Origin of the sequence: Victivallis sp. (genome assembly GCF_048170485.1) — a bacterium.
Taxonomy (GTDB): Bacteria; Verrucomicrobiota; Lentisphaeria; order Victivallales; family Victivallaceae; genus Victivallis.
On sequence record NZ_DBEXAY010000183.1, the window covers coordinates 1 to 7500 of the forward strand.

Below are 7500 nucleotides of genomic sequence, written 5' to 3' on the forward strand. Positions count from 1 at the left end.
TCTGGCGGTAACATCATTGGCGTGTCTCGGTCCAATATCACAAATTTCGCTGCCATCATACACCTTTTTTTGACTGGTAATATATCATGCTTTTATGATTTTTCTCGCAGAACTTGCTTTTAAGTCCGACAGGCTGCTAGAGTGTAAAAACGCATCTTATCTTCATTCAGCGGCACAGCTCCCAGGCGGCCACCGCTTTCTCCCCGGCGTGGGTATCCAGTCGAAACGCCAGCTCTCCGTCGCGGTTTTGCAAAACCGGGAGGGAAAAGCGGCGTTTCCCATCCATTCCGACGGCGTGCAGTTCCGGCGTGGATTCTCCGTCGAGCCGGAGCGTCACCTCGACTGCGCCGCGGCGCACCAGGGCCGGAAACCTGCCCGGAGCCTCCAGCCGGTAACGGGTGGCGTTGAAGAACCGGGTTCCGGTGTTCAGGCTGTCGGTCAGAAACAGCAGCAGGATGCGCCGGGAATCCGCCAGAGGTTTTCCATCCATCGACGAGGCGCAAAGCACGCCGAAACCGCCTTCGATTGCTGCGTGGAGCCGGTCTCCAGCCAGTGTGCCGGCCGTGGTCCGGGTCAGCACCTCGCTCCGCGGAGTGACGATAACGAGCGTTCCCGCGCCCGCGTCGTGGCGGATCTCTCCGGTCGAACTAATTGACTTTCGCGCGGCGGCGTCAAAGGCGGCCTGTCCCCAGCCGGGGAGAGTGCGGAATGTCTCGAGCAGCTCGCCGACCGGGCGCGGCTTCTCCGAATCCATCACCGCATCGGGAGGCGTGGCAGAGACGACCGAACCGATCTGACCGAGCAGGCTGAAGCCGGAGAGGGACGCGGGGACAAACCGGGAATCCGGCAGCCGCTCCATCGCGTCCGGGCGGACCAGAATCGGCAGCCGGAGCTGCGAGGCGGAAACATCGCCGCGCAGAAAGAGCAGCGCGATGATTTTTTCACTCAGAATCTGCATCGGATCATTCCGCAGATCGTAGGAGACGCCGGTCCGGCCGGGAGCGTTTTCCGGATAGCGTTCGGCGTAGTTGTAGCGGAACAGCCCGTCCCAGTCCTGCAGCGCTGCCCCTGCGCCGAGGAGCGGTCCGGCCTCGGCCCGGAAGCGGTTGGGAAAGCAGAAGTTGTATTCGCTGATGACGAAAGGTTTCCCGAAGATTCTGGTCGGAGCCAGTTCACTGAGGAGGCTGCTGTCTGCGGTGATGGCGGAGAAATCCCGGAACCCCATCGGATAACTCCACTTTTTTCCCGGATAGAACTGGTGATCCTGATAGCCGTGATTATCCACATAATCGAATTTGCTCCGCAGCACTGACAGGCCGATTTCCCGGTGGCAGTTGAGACTGGTCAGCGGGACGCGGCATCCCAGCCGATCCAGAACCCCCTTCAGGCGGTTCCAGGTTCGGTCGGAAAGATATTGAAAGTAGCGCGCTCGCGGATTTCCCGCCTTCGGCCGCCCCCGGTTCCATGCGTCGGCGGCGGTGTCGAACTTCCGCCGCATCGGATTGTTTTTCGACAGATGGGCGGGGAGGAGGAAGCTCATGCTGTTTTCATTGAGCAGTGTGATGCTCATCAGGGCCGGATCATCCTTGCGCGCCATGCCGGTGTAGGGGTTTATGTGGGAGAGAAACCGTTCGGTGAACTGCTCCTGATTGCGCATGGCGTGTTCTTCCATCATGATCTCCAGCTTGGCGGGATTGTGGAAGGCGGGTTTCCCGTCGACATTGATCCGCCGGACACAGTAAAGGTCAAGGCTGATGTAGAATCCTCTTTTTTTGAGGCAGTGCCAGAAGTAGTCGTTGCGGTCGAGCAGTTCCCGGTTGAGTGTGAGATATTGCGGATCTTTTTCATCTTTGGTCAGTGTGCCGTCCATCAGGTGAAAGCGGACCGCGTTGTAGCCGAGCGCGGCAAGCTCATCGGCGAACTTTTCCGCCTGCTTTTTATCGGGAAAATTCGCCATGTAGCAGAGATTGACGCCCAGCACGCGGAGCCGGAGATCCTGACGGTTTTCGAAGGTGAATTTCCCTGCCCGTGTGACAACCCGGCCGTATTTTCCGGCCGGCGGATCGAGTGCGATCCGGGAGAAATCCAGAATTGAACCGGGTTCGACCTGTGCCGGGAACTCCAGTGCTTTCCACTCGTGCGACGGCCGGATCTCCAGCGGCGGACTCTGCGGCCGGGGCGGGAGCCGTTTCATGGCCAGGGCGAGGGCGGCGGATTTGAGTTTTCCGTTCGCCGGGGAGAAGTGGATTCTTACGACATAATTGCTCCAGGCGCCGGGATGTTTGCGGGCATCGTAAACGGAGAACCGGAAGTTTCCGGCAATTTCCAGGTCGAAGTCGCGCATCGGCAGCACCAGTCTGCGGGCCGGAGTGGGAGCGAGCAGCGAGGCATTGCCTTCCTGTTGATCGACCGGGAGTGTGAGGGAGCTGTTGTCCCAGATCAGCCGGGAACCTGCGACCAGTCCGGCCGGGAGTTCGATATGGAAGGCGAGGAGTCCGGTATCGATCGGTTTCGGTGCTTCAACACTCCAGTGGACCCGCAGGGAGTCGGCGGAGCTGCGGGCTGCTCTTTCCTCGAAACGGAGGATGCCGCCGGGAGTATGAAAATTTCCCTGCCAGGTGGTATACTCTCCTTCCGTGCGCGGATTTCCCGCCGATCGGGAGAGACTGCCGCCGCTCTGGCGGAGCTGCCACGACCAGTTGCCGGAGTTGAGCATGACGAAGCCGGGAATGTTTCTGCCGAAGTAGAATTCGCCGCCGTCGCCGTTTCTGTACCAGGCGGGTTCTTTCGCTCCGACGGCAAGCGAAAGCAGTGCAATGATTGTAACAACTTTTTTCATAAAGATCAACTCTCCTTATCTCCAGAGGTTTAGTTCAGGCCTGCATTCCAGATGTTTTCCGAATCACTGAGTGTGTAAGGGGCGTTTTGGAACCGGATGACGTTCGTTTCGGTCGAGACGTGGCCGTCGTGCCAGGCGATATTGCTGGTGCTGTCGTGAGCCCCGCCGGTGTAGCTTCCGGTGGTGGTGCCGGTGTCGGTCGCCGCGTAATAGATGGCGGAACCGGTGGAGGAGAGAACGATCGACGTGCTGACAAAAAAGGCCTCCGTGAACTGCAGCGTCCGGGAAGGGCGTTTCAATTGATTCTGCTTGAACCAGCGGAGCGTGTCACCGTAGGGACCCCAGCTGCAGCCGTTGTAGTTCTGTGAGGAGTTGCCGGTGTAGGCGTTTTTTGCGTAGGTGGCCGCCTTGCGCGCCCAGGATTGCTCCCACAGCGGGTTGTTCATGAGTTTGTTCTGCTGGCTCGGGCAGGAAAAGAGCGGTTCCGCCGGTTCGTTGAGCGCCTTGACACCGGGGCGTAGATAGGGGAGGAGGGCTTTGGTCCAGCTGACGTGGTAGCCGCCGTAGCTCTCGGTCGGGGAGATGAATCCCTCCGTATCCATGTAGTTGGCGGAGAGATAGCTGATTTGCCGCAGGTTGGAAACGCAGGTGATGTTCCGTGCTTTGCTGCGCGCCTTCTGCAGGGCGGGCAACAGCATGGCGGCCAGGATGGCGATTATCGCAATAACGATCAGAAGTTCGATAAGAGTAAATGATCTTCGGGGAAAGCGGACAACGGAATCGTCTGCGCAGGGCGGCATACCGGTGGAGGCGCTGGAATTTCCCGGCCGGGGGATTCCCCGGTCGAGCGGGGGACGGGACACTGTTGCGGAACGGTGTTTCATGTGGCTCTCCTTACTGTTTTGCTGTGATGCGAACCTGCCGGAGGAAACGTTTTCCACCCGGTTCTCCGGCTCATTATTTCGTTTCCTTCTATGGATAATATAAGATATCCGTTTGACGATACAAGATATGAAATCATGAAAAAATGATGAAATGTTTAGAAAAATGGACAAAATTACTTGAGAGCGCCCTGTTGTTGCAGTATTGTAAGCGGCAGACGGGAGGCACTGTGCGATGTATCAGGGATTTGAGCCGAGGGAAATTTACGACCGGTATGAGAAGATCAACGAACTGCTGCACCGGGCGGCGGTGACGGCGGAACCGCTGGAACTGCCTTTGGTGAGGCTGAAACTGGTCCGGATCGGTTTTCTCGGAATTTTTCCGAATCAGACCTACTCCTGGCATGAGCACCCTTACTATGAACTGACCACGGTGCGGGAGGGGCGGGCGTCCTACTTTTCGGAGGAGCTCTCTTTTTCGTGTGACGCGGGGAACCGGTTCTTTACCGCCACACCGCCGATGACGCCGCATCAGTTGAAATTCGGTCCGGAGCGAGTGGTGTTGTTTGCGGTCAATTTCGAGATGGAGCCGCGCAATCCCGTGGGCGAACAGCTGATCCGGCTGACCCCGGAACTGCTGCGCGAACGCAACTCGCGCCTGGTGCCCCGTGAGCGGCTCTGGACTCTTTATTCCCTGCTGAACTCGCCGGAACAGACCGAATGCGGTCAGGTGGAGCTCACGGCGCTCTACACGCGGCTGTTTTTCGGCGAACTGCTGTTCGAGCTGCTGCCGGAGCTGTTTGCCGACCGGCTGCCGGGGCGACGGCATCCGCATTTCGACTTCGAACACGACCGGATCAACGCGATCAAGGCGTTTATCGATCACGACATCAACGTCCGGGACTGTCTGCCGATCGAGCGGGAATTCGGCATGAGTGAGCGCCACCTCAACCGGCTCTTCAAGGCGGCTACCGGCTGGAGCATCGGGCAGTATCGGATTCAACGCAAACTGCACGTGGCGAAGACCCTCCTGCGCGGAAGCCGCAATTCGATCCACGAAATCAGCCAGAGCCTGCGTTTCGGCAGCATTTCACAGTTCAGCGCGTTCTTCCGCCGGTACTGCGGCTGCTCGCCCCGGGAATACCGGATCGGAACCGCCGTCGGCGGAGAGGCGCGGGAGAATCTCCCGGAGGAGTGACGCCTGCGGAGCTGAAGATTTTTTCTACTGCGGGGTTCTACGGCATTTCCGGGGCGAGCAGGAGTTCTTCCGGGGTGGCCGCCAGCGCGCAGGCTTCGATCCGCCACTCGCCGGCTTGCGTGTTGCGCGGTGCGAGCCGGATCTTGTGAGTTCCCGCCGCCAGTTCCGCCGGTCGGTTGGTCTTCTTCGGCGTCTGGGCGAGAATCGGCGACATCCAGCGCGGACCGGTTGCGGTGCGCCGCTGCAGCCGGGCATTGATGCCGCGCGGAACCGCTTCCCCGTTCAACGTGACGGAGAAGGCGTCCGGATTGGGGGCGTCGCGCCGGATGAAGAGGGAGTATCTGCCCGGCTTTTCCAGCTGGAAGTTCAGCGTGAATTTTCCATCTTTCTCCGGGGTCACCGTGCCGGAAATCACATTCCGGCGATCCTGTTTCAGCAGGGCGGCGACCCGGGTCGAGTCGGCGCAGACCGACACCGGCCGGGAGAGGCCGTCGGCGAAACGGATGGTGAAGGCGCCGAGATTCTTCCGGGCGGAAATGATCTTCTCCGGCCGGATCGCGACGGAGAGCGAAAGCGGTTTGGTCCCGTCAAGTTCTCCCGATTCCGGCGTCACACGGAAGAAGGCGTCGTCGCCGCTGCGGACGGTGAACCGGCCTCGGAACTTCGGATCGGTCGCCGCAAGCTGAATCGTCCGCGTCGGCCAGTCGCCCGCACCGGAGGCGGTGAAGGAGAGCCGCTCGGCGCTGACGCGCACCGGCAGCGAACGGTGCGGAAACCCGTGCTGGACAAAGGGGAAATACGCGCCCACATCGCTCCCTTCCGCCGTCAGCCCGGGAATGGGGAGCGCCCTGCCGCGGCCCGGGGAATCGGACGCGAGGCGGAAGTCGTTCCGTTCCGGCGCGACGAAGCGGGGGCTGGCATCGATGCCGTGGCGCTGCTGCGTTTTCGGAACCGTTCCGGTGTTGCGGTAGAGGTCCCCGTCGCAGTCCACCGGATGGCGGAAGAGGCTCTTGAGGAAGGCGGGTTTGTCGGTGGCGAAGCAGTTGTTGCGGGTGACGATACTCAAGGTGTCGCCCGTCTGGTTGGCTCCCTGATTGGAGGTCCCGCCCCACTCGCCGACGACGGTGTTGTGGAAGTAGTGGATGCGGCCTGCGTTGCTCTTGCTGTGCATGTTTTTAAACGCGTAGTTGGAGAAGCCGAACTGATCGCCGTCGAGGCCGGAGAAGAGGTTGCCCCAGATCTACGAGGGACCGATGAGGCAGGGGGCGGCGCTGATGCCGCAGAGGTTGCCCTCGGTGCGGTTGAGGAAGAAGCGGGTGTTCTCCTGACCGCCGTCGAGCTCCATGCCGTCGTCGTTGTCGAAGGCGAAGTAGTTGCCAGTGATTTCGGCGTCGCGCCGGGGACCGCCTTCAGGAGAGCCGTTGTACCACCCTTCGATCGCGTCGTTCCAGCGGTGCAGATCGCTGCCGATGAAGTCGTTGTAGCGGAGTGTGAGCGCGACGGCGTCGCCGGTCAGCACCGCATTCGGCCCGGCGGGATGGCTGTAGAACCACGGATTGGAGGTGCCGCGGGGCGAGTGGATGTAGTTGCGTTCGATCAGGATGTTCCGGCAGCCGTTCACCCGGATCCCGGAATCGTAGTTGCATACCCGTTTCCGCTTGTCGTAGTAGACGCCGGTTCGCGAGGTGTCGAGTACGCCGGTGCGCCCGTAGCCGGAGATCTCGCAGTTGAGGATCTGCACCTCATTGCAGCCGTCCAGCCGGAATGCGTTGAGCCGCCCGCCGGTAACGGTCAGCCCGTCGAAGAGGAGGTACGATGCACCCTTGACCAGAATGGCGTCATCCGCTTTTTCGCCGCCGCGCAGCACGGTTCCCGGCTTTGCGGTGTAGCGGATGTATCCCTGCGGGGAGCCCGATTGGGTCACGACCAGCGGCATCGGCGTGTTTTCGTCGAGCAGAACCGTCTTCGCCACCGGCACCCGGGTGGTGCGGGTGCGGAATTCGCGGGTCACGGTCTCCTTTTTTCCGGCATCGGAGATTTCGAGCTTCAGCCGGTAGGGGGTGTCCTCCCGCAGCAGGAGGAGGCTGCCGCGGGCGACCTTCTGCCCGGGATCGTAGATCAGCGGCAGAGCCTCGGTGAAGGTTTCGGTCCCCGCCGGAGCGAAGAAGAGCCGTCCGGCGAACTCCTCCGCTTTCGCGGCCTGACAGTCGCGGTAATAGACGCTGCAGACCTGATAGCCGGGGACGAGTTCGAGAGTGGCCGCCGCCGCGCTCCGGACGGTGGCGGAAAGAGCGATGATTGCGAGTATCGGTTTCATGGTTCTCCTCACTTGGTATCCGATTGTCCGGCGGCGACCCGCCACGGGTCGTAATTGAGTCCGCAGAAAGTTTTCTGCAGTTCGACCAGAAATTCGCGGGAGGGGGCGGGCAGGATCAGCACCGCCGCGAGCTCGGTTCCGGCGGACTGCTTCGCCTCGAACACGAGGCAATCGTGGAGCATTTTGAGGCTTTTCAGAAATCTTCTCTCCACCTCAAAACAACGACTTTTCTGGATAATGTGGTAAAAAAACAGTTTTTTAGGCA

6 protein-coding genes are annotated in these 7500 nt (G+C 60.6%); 1 reads left to right on the forward strand and 5 read right to left on the reverse strand.

Annotated features, from left to right (window positions below):
- Positions 1 to 166: 166 nt before the first annotated feature.
- Both ACMLHG_RS09450 and ACMLHG_RS09455 read right to left on the reverse strand, forming a co-directional pair.
- The gene (locus ACMLHG_RS09450) at positions 167 to 2839 is read right to left on the reverse strand and encodes a hypothetical protein (protein WP_417170328.1); all 2673 of its coding nucleotides are present in this window, start codon (positions 2837 to 2839) and stop codon (positions 167 to 169) included.
- A 29-nt stretch (positions 2840 to 2868) separates the two neighbouring features.
- Positions 2869 to 3723: a prepilin-type N-terminal cleavage/methylation domain-containing protein gene (locus tag ACMLHG_RS09455; RefSeq protein WP_417170329.1), complete on the reverse strand. Its 855-nt coding sequence runs from the start codon at positions 3721 to 3723 to the stop codon at positions 2869 to 2871.
- A gap of 232 nt (positions 3724 to 3955) precedes the next feature.
- Here ACMLHG_RS09455 and ACMLHG_RS09460 point away from each other — a divergent pair, with 232 nt between their 5' ends.
- Positions 3956 to 4918: an AraC family transcriptional regulator gene (locus ACMLHG_RS09460; RefSeq protein ID WP_294437575.1), complete on the forward strand. Its 963-nt coding sequence runs from the start codon at positions 3956 to 3958 to the stop codon at positions 4916 to 4918.
- A gap of 37 nt (positions 4919 to 4955) precedes the next feature.
- Here ACMLHG_RS09460 and ACMLHG_RS09465 read toward each other — a convergent pair whose 3' ends face one another.
- From ACMLHG_RS09465 to ACMLHG_RS09475, 3 genes are all read right to left on the reverse strand, one after another.
- Positions 4956 to 6089, reverse strand: coding sequence for a hypothetical protein (locus ACMLHG_RS09465; protein ID WP_417170330.1), 1134 nt, complete (start codon positions 6087 to 6089; stop codon positions 4956 to 4958).
- A 69-nt stretch (positions 6090 to 6158) separates the two neighbouring features.
- Positions 6159 to 7235, reverse strand: a complete 1077-nt coding sequence (locus tag ACMLHG_RS09470) for a right-handed parallel beta-helix repeat-containing protein (protein ID WP_417170331.1) — start codon at positions 7233 to 7235, stop codon at positions 6159 to 6161.
- An 8-nt stretch (positions 7236 to 7243) separates the two neighbouring features.
- Positions 7244 to 7500, reverse strand: a 257-nt coding sequence (locus ACMLHG_RS09475; RefSeq protein WP_417170332.1) for a hypothetical protein, incomplete at its 5' end; no start/stop codon positions are given.